We start from the raw sequence: 13,102 nt of genomic DNA, 5'->3' as shown, positions 1-13,102 counted from the left end.
GACGCCGGGGAGATCACGGGATCGTGCCGGGTACTAGGCGCCCACGCTCTCCAACGGCACACGCGGATCCGCCAACGCCTCCGTGTCCACCCGCACGCCGGAACGGACCAGCCCCTGGATCGGGTCCGTGACATCCCACACATTCACATTCATCCCCGCGAGCACGCGCCCCTCCTTCACCCAGAACGCGATGAACTCGCGCTTGCCCGCATCGCCCCGGATGACCACCTGGTCGTACGAGCCGGGCGGCGCCCACCCCGAGTACTCCATCCCCAGGTCGTACTGGTCGGTGAAGAAGTAAGGGACGCGATCGTAGGTCTCGTCCCGGCCCAGCATCGAGCGGGCGGCGGCCGGCCCGCCGTTCAGCGCGTTGGCCCAGTGCTCCACCCGCAGCCGCGTGTCGAAGAGGCCGTGCGGGAAGGACGCGACGTCGCCGGCCGCGTAGATGTCGGGATCCGACGTCCGCAACCGCTCGTCGACGAGAACGCCGCCGCCGGCCGCGCGGTCGGCGAGCTCCAGTCCCGCCGCCTCCGCGAGGGAGACCCGCGGGGCCGCGCCGATCGCCGCGAGGACGGCGTGCGCGGGGTGCTCCTCGCCGTCGTCGGTGCGGGCGGCGAGGACCATGCCGTCCTGGCCGGTGATCTCGGTGAGCGTGGCACCGAAGTGGAAGCGGACGCCGTGCTCGCGGTGCAGCTCGGCGAAGAGCTGGCCGAGCTCGGGCCCCAGGACCGAGTGGAGCGGGGTCTCGCCGCGGTGGACGACGGTGACCTCCGCGCCGTACTGGCGGGCCGCCGCCGCGATCTCCAGGCCGATCCAGCCGGCGCCGGCGATCACCAGATGACCGTTGTCCCGGCCGAGGGAGGCCAGGGCGCCCTTGAGGCGTTCGGCGTGGGCGAGGCGGCGCAGGTGGTGGACGCCCACCAGGTCCGTGCCCGGGATGTCGAGGCGGCGGGGCTCGGCACCGGTGGCGAGCAGCAGTTTGTCGTAGCGGACGACGGTGCCGTCCTCGCCGAAGCGGACGGTCTTCGCGGTGCGGTCGACGGCGTCGACGGTCTGGCCGAGGTGCAGTTCGATGTCGTGGCGCGCGTACCAGGCGGGCTCGTGGACGAAGACGCTGTCGCGTTCGTCCTTGCCGAGGAGGTAGCCCTTGGAGAGGGGCGGACGCTCGTACGGGTGGTCGCGTTCGTCGCAGATCAGTATCACGCGGCCGGTGAAGCCCTCCGCTCTCAGCGTCTCGGCCGCCTTCGCGCCGGCCAGGCCGCCTCCGACGATGACGAATGTCTGATCCGCGTCGACCACGTCGATGCCTCCTCGTAAGGGTGTCGCCACCTGCGAGCGTCCCGCACGCAGGGTGTTGCCGGAAGGGGGAGTGCCCCGATCAGGCCATACAGCTCATGCCTGCCCCGTGAGACGGGCGTGAAGCGAGCGGGCCGAGGCGTCGGTGAGCGACGCGATCTGGTCGACGATCACCCGCTTGCGGGCGCGGTCGTCCGGGGCCCGGTCGAACAGGGTGCGGAACTGGGGGTCCAGGCCGTCGGGGGCGCGGGAGGTGAGCGCCTGGGCCAGTTCGAGGACGACGATCCGCTGGTCGGCGCGGAGCAGTTCCTGTTCGGCGCGCTGCATGACGTACCGGTCGGCGACCGCCTTGAGGACCGCGCACTCCATGCGGGTGCTGCGCGGTACGACCAGCTCGGCGTCGTACCGGGTGAGGCGACCGTTGCCGAAGGCCTGCCGGGTGGCGCCCTCGGCGGCGAGGCAGAAGCGGCCGATGAGCTGGCTGGTGGCGTCCTTGAGGCGGGCCTGGGCGACGGCGGTGCCGTCGTAGCCGTGCGGCCACCACTCCTGGCCGAGGAGGCGGTCGAGGGCCTCCGCGAGTTCTTCCGTGTCGGTGCCGGCGGGGACGTACCGCCCCACGGCGACGGCGAAGACCGCCTGGCGTTCGGGTTCGGCGTGCAGACAGCCGGGATCGATGTGGCCGGCGTGCAGGCCGTCCTCCACGTCGTGCACCGAGTAGGCGACGTCGTCGGCCCAGTCCATGACCTGGGCCTCGAAGCAGACGCGGGTGTCCGGGGCCTCCTTGCGGACCCAGTCGAAGACGGGGCGGTCGTCCTCGTAGACCCCGAACTTCGGGGAGGCCGGGTCGGTGGGGTGGGCGCCGCGCGGCCAGGGGTACTTGGTGGCGGCGTCGAGGGCGGCGCGGGTGAGGTTGAGGCCGACGGAGCCCTCGGGGGTGAACCGTTTGGGTTCGATGCGGGTGAGGAGACGGAGCGACTGTGCGTTGCCCTCGAAGCCGCCGCAGTCCTGCGCGAACTCGTTCAGCGCCTGTTCGCCGTTGTGCCCGAAGGGCGGGTGCCCGAGGTCGTGGGAGAGGCAGGCGGCCTCGACGAGGTCGGGGTCGCAGCCGAGCGCGGCGCCGAGCTCGCGGCCGACCTGGGCGCATTCGAGGGAGTGGGTGAGGCGGGTGCGGGGGCTGGCGTCCCAGACCTGGCTGCGCTCACCCGGGGTGACGACCTGCGTCTTTCCGGCGAGGCGGCGGAGGGCCGCGGAGTGCAGGACGCGGGCGCGGTCACGTTGGAAGGCGGTGCGGCCGGGGCGTTTGTCGGGCTCGGCGGCCCAGCGGGCGACTGACGTCGGGTCGTATGCGGCGGGGGGTGCGGTGCCTTCCATGCCATGACAGTACGGGGGAGGTGTGACAGCGGGGGTGCCCTACACGTTCGGTTTTCCTCGCCCCCGCCGCCCCTTCCCGTCCCGTCCCCGGGGGGTGCGCCCCCGGACCCCCTTCGCGCGGTTCCCCGCGCCCCTTCGAGGGCCGGCCCCTTCAGGAAGCCGACGCCAGTTCCAGGAGAGGCGCGGACGGGGTCCGCAGGGCCTGGTCGTAGCGGTGGAGGAGGAGGTGGGCCATCGCGGGGTGGGTGGCCAGGGGGGCGGAGGCGATACCGGGTGCCGCCGCCGCGCACTCCGTGGCGAAGCGGCCGGGGGCGGTGAAGTAGGAGGCGACGGCCACGCGGTGACGGCCCCGGGCGGCCAGGGCGCGGACGGCGTCGGGGACCGTGGGGGCGGCGGCGGAGGCGTAGGCGGGGACGACGGGGACGCCGAGGCGTTCGGCGAGCAGCCGCGCGGTGCGGCCCGTGTCGACCCTCGACTCGGGATCGCGGGAGCCGGCGGCGGCGAGCACGATCCCGCTCGCGCGGCGGGTCGCCGCGTCCGCCGGGGTGCGCCAGCCGGCCTCGGTGAGGCGGGCGTGCAGGGCGTCCACGAGCAGGGGGTGCGGGCCGAGCGGTGCGGCCACGCGCGTGTGCAGCCGCGCCCCGGCGGCCATGTCGGGGATGTCCCGCTTGACGTGGTGGCCCCGGCTGAGCAGCAGCGGTACGAGGACGGCGGCCCCGGTGCCGTGCGCGTCCAGTTCGGCGAGGGTGTCGGGGAGCAGGGGTGCGTTCAGCTCGATGTGGCCCAGGTGCACGGGCAGGCCCGGCCGCAGTGCGCGGACGCGGTCCAGGAGCTGCCGTACGGTGCCCAGCGCGCGCGGGTCGCGGCTGCCGTGGGCCACGACGACGAGGGAGGGGCGGTTCATGGTGTGCGCCGTCATGCACCGATCGTGGATGCGGCACGTTGCCTTCCCGTTGCGCGGGCGTGACGGGTGTTTTCCGGTCGTTCACCATGTGGACGGCGGCGGGTGTGAGGCGGTTTGACCTGTGGGTTCATCCCAAGCCGTGAAGCTGGTCACAGCCCGTGACGTGAACCGGAAGGCTCTGCGGGGCGTCTTCCCCGGTCGAGGACCGACCGGGGAGGGCCCGTCCGATGCGCCGTTTCAGAGTCCGCCGCCCGCGTCTGCCGCGTACCCGTACGGGATGGCGACGGCTGGTGCAGGGGGCGGCGGCGGTGTGCGTACTGGCGCTGCTTCCGGCGACCTGGCTGCGCGTGACGACGGACGACCGGCTGCGCACCGTCGCCGACGTGCCGCGCACCGACGTCGCCGTGGTCTTCGGCGCGGGCCTGTGGGACGGGGAGCCGTCGCCGTACCTCGCGCACCGGCTGGACGCGGCGGCGGAGCTGTACCGGGCGGGGCGGATCGAGGTGGTGCTGGTCACCGGCGACAACAGCCGCGAGGAGTACGACGAGCCGGACGCGATGCGCGCGTACCTGACCCGGCACGGCGTTCCCGGCACGAGGATCGTCAGCGACTACGCGGGCTTCGACACCTGGGACTCCTGCGTCCGCGCGAAGAGGATCTTCGGCGTGGACCGTGCGGTGCTGATCAGCCAGGGCTTCCACATCCGCCGCGCGGTGGCCCTGTGCGAGGCGGCCGGGGTCGCCTCGTACGGCGTCGGCGTCGACGACCGGCACGACGTGACCTGGTACTACGGGGGCGTCCGGGAGGTCTTCGCGGCGGGGAAGGCGGCACTGGACGCCGCCTTCCGCCCGGATCCGCACTTCCTGGGCCCGAAGGAGCCGGGGGTGGAGCGGGCGCTGGCCGACGTCCACGATTCGGGGACACCGGACTGACGAGACGCGCATACTTCAGTATGCTCCTACCCATGGCGGACACGACGCGGATCACGGTGACGCTCCCGACGGAGCAGGTCACCGAACTGAAGAAGCTCACCGACAACGTCTCCGGCTACGTCGCCGAAGCGGTGGCGCGTCAGTTGCGGCACCAGTTGCTCGGGGCCGATCTGCTGCGCCATCAGGAGGAGTACGGAGCCTTCACCGATGAGGAGCTGGCGGAGGCCCGCTCCCGGATCTTCGGGAACACCGGTGCCGAGGGGTCGGCGAGCGCTGCGTGAGCGGGCACGTCGAGACCGTCGTCCTGGACTCCGAGGGCCTCTCCGCCTGGATCGCCCAGGATCGCAAGACCGCCGCGATGTTCCAGGTGTTCCATGCGGCGGGGGCCGATTTCGTCGTCGGGGCCAACACCATCGTGGAAGTGAGTCACGCGCGGGTGAACACGGCCCGGCTGCGATGGGCGCTGTCCCGCGTCAGGGTCGAGCCGGTGACCGAGCAGACGGCGAAAGCGGCGGCGGAACTGCTCAAGGCCGCTGGCCTGCACGGGCACAAGTACGCGATCGACGCGACGGTGGCCGAGACGGCACTGCGCCAGCCGGGTCCGGTGGTCCTACTGACGTCCGACATCGACGACATGTCCCGGCTGTGCGGTGACCGCATCCGGCTCGTCGGCGTCTGAGCGGCTCCCCGCCGACGCCTCACCGCGGGCCGCCGTCAGCGGGGAGGTCGCCGTACCGGGCGTGTAACAACGGCCGGTGCGGTGCGTAACACCGACGGCGCAGCCTGGGTCGTATGCGAGACACCGTGACGCCCACGCACTGCCCCTACTGCGCCCTGCAGTGCGGGATGAACCTGACGCCGACCCCGGACGGGAGAGCCGTCGAGGTGAGTGAGCGCGCGGACTTCCCGGTGAACCGGGGGGCGCTGTGCGGGAAGGGGCGTACGGCTCCGGCCGTGCTGTCGTCGAGCGTGCGGCTGACCTCGCCGCTGGTGCGGTCCGAGGGGGGCACGCTGGTGCCGGCCTCCTGGGAGGAGGCGCTGGGGCGGGTCGCCGAGGGGCTCGGGCGGACGCGGGCGGAGTACGGGGCGGACGCGGTCGGGGTGTTCGGCGGCGGCGGGCTGACCAACGAGAAGGCGTACAGCCTGGGGAAGTTCGCCCGGGTGGTGCTGGGGACCTCCCAGATCGACTACAACGGGCGGTTCTGCATGTCGTCGGCCGCGGCGGCGGGCGGCAGGGCGTTCGGACTGGACCGCGGGCTGCCGTTTCCGCTGGAGGACATCCCGCGGACCGGGTGCGTCATCCTCGTCGGGTCGAACCCGGCGGAGACCATGCCTCCGTCGCTGCGGTACTTCACCGAGCTGAGGGAGAACGGCGGCACGCTGATCGTCGTCGACCCGCGCCGCACGAAGACCGCCGAGCAGGCCGATCTGCACCTGGCGCCGCGGCCCGGCACCGATCTCGCGCTGGCGCTGGGACTGCTGCACCTGATCGTCGCCGAGGGGCACACCGACGAGACGTACATCCAGGAGCGCACCCGCGGCTGGGAGGAGACCCGGGCCGCCGCGATGGCGCACTGGCCGGAGTACGTGGAGCGGATCACGGGCGTGTCCGTACCGCAACTGCGGGAAGGGGTAAGGCTGTTCTGCGAGCCGGAGGCCGCGATGGTGCTCACCGCGCGCGGGCCCGAGCAGCAGTCCAAGGGCACGGACACGGTGGGCGCGTGGATCAACCTGTGCCTGGCGACGGGGCGGGCGGGCCGCCCGCTGTCCGGGTACGGGTGTCTGACCGGGCAGGGCAACGGGCAGGGCGGGCGCGAACACGGCCAGAAGGCCGACCAGTTGCCCGGTTACCGCAAGCTCACCGACCCGGCGGCGCGGGCGCACGTCGCCGGGGTGTGGGGCGTCGACCCCGACAGCCTTCCCGGGCCGGGGCGCAGCGCGTACGAGCTGCTCGACGCGCTCGGCACGGACGTCCGCTCGCTGCTGCTGATGGGCTCCAACCCGGTGGTGTCGGCGCCGCGCGCCGCGCACGTCGAGGAGCGAATCCGCTCGCTGGACTTCCTGGCGGTGTGCGACGTCGTGCTGTCGGAGACGGCCGCGCTCGCCGATGTCGTCCTGCCGGTGACGCAGTGGGCGGAGGAGACGGGGACGACGACGAACCTGGAGGGGCGGGTGCTGCTGCGGCGGCGCGCGATCACGCCGCCGGAGGGCGTCCGCAGCGACCTGGAGGTCATGCACGAGCTGGCGGCGCGGCTGGGTGGGGAAGGGAGCCCGGAGAAGAGGTTCCCGACCGATCCCGAGGAGGTCTTCGAGGAGCTGCGCCGGGCGAGTGCGGGCGGGCCCGCGGACTACTCCGGGATCACCTACCGCAGGCTGGCGGAGGAGAACGGTGTGTTCTGGCCGTGCCCGGCGGACGGGGACCCCGCGACCGGGAGCCCGACGGCCGGGGACCCGACGACCGGAAGCCCGACGGCCGGCGTCCACCCCGGCACCCCCCGCCTCTTCCTCGACCGGTTCGCCACCGAGGACGGGCGGGCACGGTTCGCGCCGGTGTCGCACCGGGCGGCCGCCGAGGAGCCCGACGACGAGTACCCCGTGCTGCTGACCACCGGGCGGGTCGTCGCGCAGTACCAGTCCGGTGCCCAGACCCGGCGCGTCGACGAGCTGAACGCCGCCGCGCCCGGCCCGTTCGTGGAGCTGCATCCCCGGCTCGCGGAGCGGATCGGCACGGCCGAGGGCGACCCGGTGGCCGTGGTGTCCCGGCGGGGGCGGGCGGTGGCGCCGGCCAGGATCACGACCGCGATCCGGCCGGACACGGTCTTCATGCCGTTCCACTGGGCCGGTGAGGGCCGCGCCAACACCCTCACCAACCCCGCCCTCGACCCGGTCTCCCGCATGCCGGAGTTCAAGGCGTGCGCGGTCCGCCTGGAGGCCGTACGGCCCGCGCGGTCCGGTCAGTCCACGCCGACCGCGCTCCACGCCGCCGCGACCGCCGCGTACTCCGCGCCGCCCTCGCCGTAGAGGTCCTCGGCCGCGTCCAGGGTCGCCGTGCGGGCGGCCGCGTAGTCGGTCGAGGAGGTCATGTACACCGTGAGGGCGCGGTACCAGATCCTGCCGAGCGCGGCGCGGCCGATACCGGTGACCGTGGAGCCGTCGCAGGTGGGCGCGGAGTGGGCGACACCGCCCACGGTCTTGGCGCCGCTGCCCTCGGCGAGCAGGTACGCGAAGTGGTTGGCGACGCCGGACGAGTAGTGGACGTCCAGGTCCTTCACCGAGGTGTCCCAGCAGTCCGCCGACTTGCCGTCCTTGGACGGCTCGTCCATGTACCGCAGGGCGTCCCGGCCGAAGCCGTCCCGGACGATCTCCTCGCCGATCAGCCAGTCACCGGTGTCCTCGGGATTGGCCGCGTGGAACTCCACCAGCGTGCCGAAGATGTCGGAGGTCGCCTCGTTCAGGCCGCCGGACTCGCCCGAGTACGTCAGGCCGGCCGTCTTCGAGGTCACCCCGTGGGTCATCTCGTGCCCGGCCACGTCCAGCGACACCAGCGGGCCCATCAGCTCGCCGTCACCGTCGCCGTACGTCATGCAGAAGCAACGGTCGTCCCAGAAGGCGTTGTTGTAGTCGTTGCCGTAGTGCACCCGGTTGTACGAGCCCTTGCCGTCGCCCGCGATGCCCCGGCGGCCGTGGACGTCCTCGTAGTAGTCCCAGGTGACGTCGGTGCCGTACTGCGCGTCCACCGCGACCGTGGCGCGGTCGGAGGTGTCACCGCTGCCCCAGTGGTTGTCGGCGTCGGTGAGGACGGGGGCGGCGGCGCGGCCGAGACAGACGACGAGTACGCACAGGTCGGTCCTGTTGCCCGCGTCGCCGGTGTAAGTACCGCCGCGGGTGGGGTCCTTCAGTTCGTACCCGGACGCCGTGGGTGTCGTCTCCAGCGGGACCGTGCCGCCGTACAGGGACTCGCCGTCGCCGGAGGCGTTCTCGAGGCTGTCCCAGGCGTCGATGCGGGTTCCGGTGTGCGCGTCGGTCAGCACGGTGCGCGCGACCGGGTTGCCGAGGGGGTCCTGGGCGATCGCGTCGGTACGCCAGGCCAGCCTCGGGGCGCCGTGCAGGGCGTCGACCACCAACTGCGGCTTCGCGGTGAGGTTGTCCAGGGTCTCGCCGAGGTGGACGGCGCGCAGGGCGTTCGCCGCGAGGTCGGCGGCCTCGGGTGCGGCGAGCTCCGGGGTGACGGTGGGGAGGTCGACGGCGGCGCGGGTCGCGCGCGAGACGCTCCGGTAGCTGCCGTCCGGGGCCAGGTGGAGCACGAAGTCGCCACCGAGGACCGGCAGTCGGCGGTAGGTGCGGTCGTAGCGGACGTGCTGGGTGCCGTCCTCGTCGACGACGACGTCCTCGACCTTCGTCTGCTGGGCCGCGGTGATCCCCAGGGCGGTGGCGTGGTCCGCGAGGACGGCCGCGGCGTTGTCGACGGCGGCGGCGCGGGTCGGGCGGTCGGCCGCACCGGCGGTGGGGGAGAGTGCGGCGGCCAGCAGTGCGGCGCTGGTGACGGTGGCGCCGGCGGTGATGAGACGGGCTCCTCGGGCATGCCGTATCGGGCTCAAGCGGTCTCCTGGAACGGGCGCCCCGACGCAGGTGGGGGGTGGGGCGGCGCTGATGTTGACCGCGATTCAAGTGGTGCCCGGTCTGTCATGTCCATAGCGCGAATGTGGGGGTGTGTGAGGGGTGGGAATCGTTCCTGCAAGGCTCCGGTGGCACTTCCGTGCAGGCGGACTCAGCCGACCGTCCGCGCAGGTGAACGAGTGCTCCTCCTCTTCTTCGTCCACGGCGCCCTCCGCCCCGGCGAGCGCCACCACGGCCCCTTCCCGCGCGGCCGCACCCCGAGCGAGGAACCCGGCCGGCTCCGGGGCGCGGTGCTGTACGGGGGACCCGGACATCCGTACGCCGTCGAGGAGTCGGAGGGCGTGGTGAGCGGGGAGCCGGTGACCGCGCTCCCGGAGGCGTACGCGGGGCTGCCCGCCGAACCGGACCGGCCGGAGGAGTACGTGCCGGACGATCCACGCGGTCTCCACGAGCGGGCGGCGCGGAACGCCGTCCGGGCCGACGACGGCACGGCGGTCCGGGCGTGACGGTATGTCGCCGGCAGCACCCCGGTGCGCGCTCCCCCCGCATCCGCCTCCCCGCACGCGGTCCTCGCGGACCCGCCGGTCACCCGTTCACCCCCGTGCGCCGCACCCTTCGGGTGCTTCACCGCGTCCGGATCGACGCGACACCGGTGACCTGCTGAAACGCGGCGAAGGGGACGGCCGTCCGGGTGCGGTCCGACACCCGTTCAGCCCGCGTCCTGACGTCTGCTCAGGAAGCGGTACGGCCCCGGTGGCACTTACCTCGAAGGGGCAGGGACACGTCCGACGGCGGCACATGGGGGTGCCGCGGGCCGTGGCCCGCTCGAGGGAGCACCGATGCGACGTACCCCCCGGCCGCTGACCGGCATGACCGGCACCGCGCTCGCCGTGGCCACCGCGGGGCTGCTCGCCGCGCCCGCGTACGCCGGGGAGTCCCACGGCACGCCGGCCGGGAGCCTGGAGGTGTACCCGTCCTCGGCCGCGCCGGGATCGCACGTCACGGTGAACACCGGGGCGTGCGGCGACGGCGGGACGGCGGCGGGCGACGCCACCGCCGTGGGCGCCGGCCGGTTCACGCTGGCGCCGAGCGCGCACGAACAGGACGCGATCGGACAGTTCAGGGTGCCGCCGAGCGCGCAGCCGGGGACGTACGAGATCGTCGCGACGTGTGACGGGAGCGGCCGGCGGGTGGCCGGTGACCTGGTGGTCACGCTGACGCCCGACGCGCGGCAGATGGTTCCCCGGGGGAGTGTGAAGACGGGGGTCGGAGGCGCGCTGGGCCCCGACCCCGTGCAGACCGCGGCCGGTGTGACGGCTCTCGCCGTCGCCGCCGCGGGCGGTACCTGGCTCCTGCATCGCCGGGCGAGAGGCGACGGGATCTGACGGGCACCCTCCGCCGCCCGTCCCGCCGGTACCGCATGTCCCCTCCCCCTCCGGGTCCGACGCCCCTCGCGGCCCGGAGGGGGCACGGGGCCGACTCGAGACGAGGTCAGTCCACCATGCGCCGCAGGTTCCGCCGGACCGGGGGTCCGGGCAACGCAGCGATAACCGCCGTCACGGTGCTCGCCCTGTGCGCGGGGATGTGGCTGCTGCGCGACGGGACCGGGACACAGGCGCCGCCGCAGCCGTCCGCCGCCCAGGCGCACACGGGGAACGACGACCGCAGCGCGGGCCGGAGCTCGCCCCCTGCCCTGCCGCCCTCCCCTCCCGACCGCATCCGCATCCCCGCGATCGGCGTGGACGCGCCCCTGACCGGCCTCGGCCTGACGAGCACCGGCAGCCTCGACGTCCCCCCGGCCGGCCGCGAGAACCTGGCCGGCTGGTACGAGGCCGGCACCACCCCCGGCGAGACGGGCACCGCGATCGTCGCGGGCCACGTCGACAACGCCGACGGCCCCGCCGTCTTCTACTCCCTCGGCGCCCTGCGCAAGGGCAGCACCATCGAGGTGGACCGCCGCGACGGCGGCGTCGCGGTGTTCACGGTGGACGCCGTCGAGGTGTACGACGCGCGGGGCTTCCCCGACGGGAAGGTGTACGGCGCGGCGCCCCGCCCCGAGCTGCGGGTCATCACCTGCGGCGGGAGCTGGTCACGGACGACCGGCTACCAGGGCAACGTCGTCGTCTACGCGCACCTGACCGGCAGCCGCTGAACCGCCCGGCACCCCGCGGTACGCGTCCCCCAGCACGTTCTCCCGTCCCCAGGCCCCGAGCGGCTCCAGCGCCGCGTTGAGGGACATCCCTCGCGGCGTCAGCGAGTACTCGACGCGGGGCGGCACCTCGTCGTACTCCTCGCGGTGCACGATGCCGTCGGCCTCCATCTCCCGCAGGTGCGAGGCGAGCACCTTCTCGGTGATCCCGGGCAGTTCCCGGCGCAGCTCGCCGAAGCGGTGCGGCCGTTCGCCCAGCTCCCAGAGGATGAGCACCTTCCACTTGCCGCCGATCACGTCCATCGCCGCGTCGATCCCGCACACGTACCCGCCCGGCCGCCGTACCGTCGCCATCTCCGCCACCCCGTCCGCTCGCGCTGCCCGCACCCTTTCCCGGGAGCAAGCACCCATTTCGAAGTACGTACTTGCAGCAGGTCCTTCCCCCCGCGGCGAGCCTAGTCGCCCTGACCGACAACACCCTGCCACCGCTCCCGCTTCCCGCGCTCCCCCGACCCTCCTCGGCACCGGTGCCACGGGCACCGCGCCGGCCGGGGCCTGGCTCGCCGCCGGGCAGGGGCGAGCCCGATGAAGCCCACGACGGTGAGCACGGACGTCGGGACGAGGGCCGGCGTCGTGCCCTTCGGGCAGGGACCGCAGCTGCCGCCACAACTGCCGCCGGGAGCGGACGACCACCCCAGTCGGTGGAACTCCACGGCGAGCCGACCGGCGCGCCCGCTCCGACCAGCGGTGCGGCCTTCCCCAACGGCCACGTCCCGGACGGTCCGACGTCCTCGGCCGTCGTCTCCCCCACTCGTGTTCTGTTCTCCGGCGCTCCCCGGCACCGGCCGCCCGCGTCACGGGACGGCGCTGGAGCCTGACCCGTACGGGCGTACGTCAGTCACCTTGATCACCCGGCGTGTCACTCAGGCCAGCCACTGCTCGTACGCCAGGTTCGCCACCAGGGCGAAGACGACCGTCAGCAGGACGACGCGGACGAAGCCGCTGCCCTTCTTCAGGGCCGTGTGCGCGCCGAGCGTGCCGCCCGCCAGGTTGAACACCGCCATCAGCGCCGACAGCTGCCACAGCACCGCGCCCTGCCAGGCGAACATCGCGAGCGCGCCCGCGTTGGTGCAGCAGTTGACGATCTTGGCGGTGGCGGAGGCGGTGACCAGGTCGAGGTGGAGCAGGGCGGTGAGCGCCAGGACGAGGAACGTACCGGTGCCGGGGCCGATGAGGCCGTCGTAGAAGCCGATGCCGAGGCCGGCCAGGCCGATCGCGGCGAGGATCCGGCGGCGGGTCGCCGGGCCGGTGGCGGGGGCCGTGCCGAAGGCGGGGCGCAGGATCACGAAGGCGGCGACGGCGAGCAGCACCACCATGATCACCGGTTTGAGGACCTCGGTGCTCATCCCGGCCGCGAAGAACGCCCCGCCCGACGATCCGGCGAGGGCCGCCAGGCCGATGCGCACGGCGGTCTTCACGTCGACCGGCGCCTTGCGGGCGTACGTCACCGCCGCGCCCGTGGTGCCCACGATCGCGACCGCCTTGTTGGTGCCGAGCGCGTGCGCGGCGGGGGTGCCGGCGGGCAGGCCGAGCAGCAGGGCGGGCAGGAGCAGCAGCCCGCCGCCGCCGACCACGGCGTCGATCCAGCCGGCGGCAAGGGCGGCCAGACAGAGCAGGACGACCGTGGTCAGGGAGATGTCGGGCATGGCCGTGAGCCTAGGGACGGGATAGATGCTGCGTCCATCAAGATGAGCGTTACTTGAGGTTGCCGCCGGGGCCGGTCTCCTCACATCCACCGCGTCCCCTCGCTGAGGGCAGCGTTCCGCGCGGGAA

The 13,102-nt window shown here is 73.6% G+C and carries 13 protein-coding genes; 7 read left to right on the top strand and 6 right to left on the bottom strand.

Annotation, left to right across the window (positions count from 1 at the left end):
- Positions 1-33 precede the first annotated feature (33 nt).
- From ACFXAE_RS18670 to ACFXAE_RS18660, 3 genes are all read right to left on the bottom strand, one after another.
- Positions 34-1,299, bottom strand: coding sequence for an NAD(P)/FAD-dependent oxidoreductase (locus ACFXAE_RS18670; protein ID WP_384715573.1), 1,266 nt, complete (start codon positions 1,297-1,299; stop codon positions 34-36).
- Between the two features lie 93 nt (positions 1,300-1,392).
- A complete protein-coding gene (locus ACFXAE_RS18665; RefSeq protein WP_384715570.1) occupies positions 1,393-2,667 on the bottom strand; it encodes a deoxyguanosinetriphosphate triphosphohydrolase in 1,275 nt (424 codons plus the stop codon).
- A 151-nt stretch (positions 2,668-2,818) separates the two neighbouring features.
- A complete protein-coding gene (locus ACFXAE_RS18660) occupies positions 2,819-3,586 on the bottom strand; it encodes a sirohydrochlorin chelatase (RefSeq protein ID WP_384715567.1) in 768 nt (255 codons plus the stop codon).
- A 212-nt stretch (positions 3,587-3,798) separates the two neighbouring features.
- On the opposite strand from ACFXAE_RS18660, the gene ACFXAE_RS18655 reads away from it, so the two are divergent.
- The 4 genes from ACFXAE_RS18655 (at position 3,799) to ACFXAE_RS18640 (ending at position 7,524) form a co-directional block, all read left to right on the top strand.
- Positions 3,799-4,503, top strand: coding sequence for a vancomycin high temperature exclusion protein (locus tag ACFXAE_RS18655; RefSeq protein ID WP_384715564.1), 705 nt, complete (start codon positions 3,799-3,801; stop codon positions 4,501-4,503).
- A gap of 32 nt (positions 4,504-4,535) precedes the next feature.
- Positions 4,536-4,784, top strand: coding sequence for a hypothetical protein (locus ACFXAE_RS18650; protein WP_384715561.1), 249 nt, complete (start codon positions 4,536-4,538; stop codon positions 4,782-4,784).
- Positions 4,781-5,182, top strand: a complete 402-nt coding sequence (locus ACFXAE_RS18645; RefSeq protein ID WP_384715558.1) for a PIN domain-containing protein — start codon at positions 4,781-4,783, stop codon at positions 5,180-5,182. Before ACFXAE_RS18650 ends, ACFXAE_RS18645 begins: the two co-directional genes overlap by 4 nt.
- Positions 5,183-5,295: 113 nt before the next feature.
- The gene (locus tag ACFXAE_RS18640) at positions 5,296-7,524 is read left to right on the top strand and encodes a molybdopterin oxidoreductase family protein (RefSeq protein ID WP_384715555.1); all 2,229 of its coding nucleotides are present in this window, start codon (positions 5,296-5,298) and stop codon (positions 7,522-7,524) included.
- Here the strand turns inward: ACFXAE_RS18640 and ACFXAE_RS18635 are convergent.
- Positions 7,458-9,101 (bottom strand): M4 family metallopeptidase, encoded by a 1,644-nt coding sequence (locus tag ACFXAE_RS18635; protein ID WP_384715552.1) that lies wholly within the window; start codon positions 9,099-9,101, stop codon positions 7,458-7,460. The two genes, ACFXAE_RS18640 and ACFXAE_RS18635, sit on opposite strands and share 67 nt — an antisense overlap.
- Positions 9,102-9,299: 198 nt before the next feature.
- Between ACFXAE_RS18635 and ACFXAE_RS18630 the strand changes: the two genes are divergently transcribed.
- From ACFXAE_RS18630 to ACFXAE_RS18620, 3 genes are all read left to right on the top strand, one after another.
- Positions 9,300-9,626 carry a gamma-glutamylcyclotransferase gene (locus ACFXAE_RS18630; protein WP_384715549.1) on the top strand — a complete coding sequence of 109 codons (327 nt, stop codon included), beginning with the start codon at positions 9,300-9,302 and terminating at the stop codon, positions 9,624-9,626.
- A 333-nt stretch (positions 9,627-9,959) separates the two neighbouring features.
- Positions 9,960-10,505 (top strand): hypothetical protein, encoded by a 546-nt coding sequence (locus ACFXAE_RS18625; protein ID WP_384715546.1) that lies wholly within the window; start codon positions 9,960-9,962, stop codon positions 10,503-10,505.
- A gap of 116 nt (positions 10,506-10,621) precedes the next feature.
- Positions 10,622-11,272 carry a class F sortase gene (locus ACFXAE_RS18620; RefSeq protein ID WP_384715543.1) on the top strand — a complete coding sequence of 217 codons (651 nt, stop codon included), beginning with the start codon at positions 10,622-10,624 and terminating at the stop codon, positions 11,270-11,272.
- On the opposite strand, the gene ACFXAE_RS18615 is transcribed toward ACFXAE_RS18620, so the two are convergent.
- Positions 11,210-11,623 carry a winged helix-turn-helix transcriptional regulator gene (locus ACFXAE_RS18615; protein WP_384715540.1) on the bottom strand — a complete coding sequence of 138 codons (414 nt, stop codon included), beginning with the start codon at positions 11,621-11,623 and terminating at the stop codon, positions 11,210-11,212. The genes ACFXAE_RS18620 and ACFXAE_RS18615 overlap by 63 nt on opposite strands.
- Positions 11,624-12,192: 569 nt before the next feature.
- Positions 12,193-12,975: a sulfite exporter TauE/SafE family protein gene (locus ACFXAE_RS18610; RefSeq protein ID WP_384715537.1), complete on the bottom strand. Its 783-nt coding sequence runs from the start codon at positions 12,973-12,975 to the stop codon at positions 12,193-12,195.
- Between the last annotated feature and the right edge of the window lie 127 nt (positions 12,976-13,102).

This window comes from Streptomyces sp. NPDC059454 (assembly GCF_042749965.1).
GTDB lineage: Bacteria > Actinomycetota > Actinomycetes > Streptomycetales > Streptomycetaceae > Streptomyces.
This window is presented reverse-complemented; position numbering and strand designations above follow the sequence as displayed.

What these genes read in the sequence shown, in the direction of transcription:
- ACFXAE_RS18665 (WP_384715570.1), bottom strand. Translation starts at nt 2,667, where the DNA reads ATGGAAGGCACCGCACCCCCCGCCGCATACGACCCGACGTCAGTCGCC.
- ACFXAE_RS18660 (WP_384715567.1), bottom strand. Translation starts at nt 3,586, where the DNA reads ATGACGGCGCACACCATGAACCGCCCCTCCCTCGTCGTCGTGGCCCAC.
- ACFXAE_RS18655 (WP_384715564.1), top strand. Translation starts at nt 3,799, where the DNA reads ATGCGCCGTTTCAGAGTCCGCCGCCCGCGTCTGCCGCGTACCCGTACG.
- ACFXAE_RS18650 (WP_384715561.1), top strand. Translation starts at nt 4,536, where the DNA reads ATGGCGGACACGACGCGGATCACGGTGACGCTCCCGACGGAGCAGGTC.
- ACFXAE_RS18640 (WP_384715555.1), top strand. Translation starts at nt 5,296, where the DNA reads ATGCGAGACACCGTGACGCCCACGCACTGCCCCTACTGCGCCCTGCAG.
- ACFXAE_RS18625 (WP_384715546.1), top strand. Translation starts at nt 9,960, where the DNA reads ATGCGACGTACCCCCCGGCCGCTGACCGGCATGACCGGCACCGCGCTC.
- ACFXAE_RS18620 (WP_384715543.1), top strand. Translation starts at nt 10,622, where the DNA reads ATGCGCCGCAGGTTCCGCCGGACCGGGGGTCCGGGCAACGCAGCGATA.
- ACFXAE_RS18615 (WP_384715540.1), bottom strand. Translation starts at nt 11,623, where the DNA reads ATGGCGACGGTACGGCGGCCGGGCGGGTACGTGTGCGGGATCGACGCG.
- ACFXAE_RS18610 (WP_384715537.1), bottom strand. Translation starts at nt 12,975, where the DNA reads ATGCCCGACATCTCCCTGACCACGGTCGTCCTGCTCTGTCTGGCCGCC.